Annotated in this window: 2 protein-coding genes; both read right to left on the bottom strand. The window is 54.2% G+C overall.

Features of this window, described 5'->3' with window-relative positions:
• Positions 1-121: hypothetical protein (locus NW858_RS13055; RefSeq protein ID WP_414520653.1), on the bottom strand; the 121-nt coding region annotated here is incomplete at its 3' end.
• A 173-nt stretch (positions 122-294) separates the two neighbouring features.
• The coding region (locus tag NW858_RS13050; RefSeq protein WP_414520652.1) for a tetratricopeptide repeat protein at positions 295-530 on the bottom strand (236 nt) is incomplete at its 5' end.

Below are 530 nucleotides of genomic sequence, written 5' to 3'. Positions count from 1 at the left end.
CCCATAGGCTATCCACAACAGGGGTTCGGGCGGACAGGACAGCGTTGCCATCAGGGGCCTCGCGATAACCCCAGCCATCCAGGATTACCAGAACCACAGGTGCCACCGATTGTGCATCCATGAAATGGCCTCTCGTTTTTTAAGACATAATACCAGCCCCGGCAACGCGGAAAAGCCTTCGGGTGACTTGAGTCACTCACCAATGTTTATGATGTTGTAATCTTAAAATCGATAGGCAAGCTGCCATAAGTATTTATACATATCTGCACAGACATCTATACAGATAAAACGTGGTCAGCCGCGGGGGCTGGGCTGCAAACGTCTGCGCAGGGATCCGGCGCGGCGCTTGGCAATGGCATTCTTTGGATCCAGTTTCAGCACCGTCTCGTAGGCCTCTAGGCCGGGGCCGTAGAGATTTTTCTTCTCGTAGGCATGGGCCAGGTTGTTCCAAGCGGTCACATAGCCGGGATCCGCTGCTACTGCGTCTTTGTAGTAGCGGATAGCCAGGTCGTACTGCCCCTGGCTGAAGC

Source organism: Synechococcus sp. H55.10 (genome assembly GCF_047502715.1).
Taxonomy (GTDB): Bacteria; Cyanobacteriota; Cyanobacteriia; order Thermostichales; family Thermostichaceae; genus Thermostichus.
This window is presented reverse-complemented; position numbering and strand designations above follow the sequence as displayed.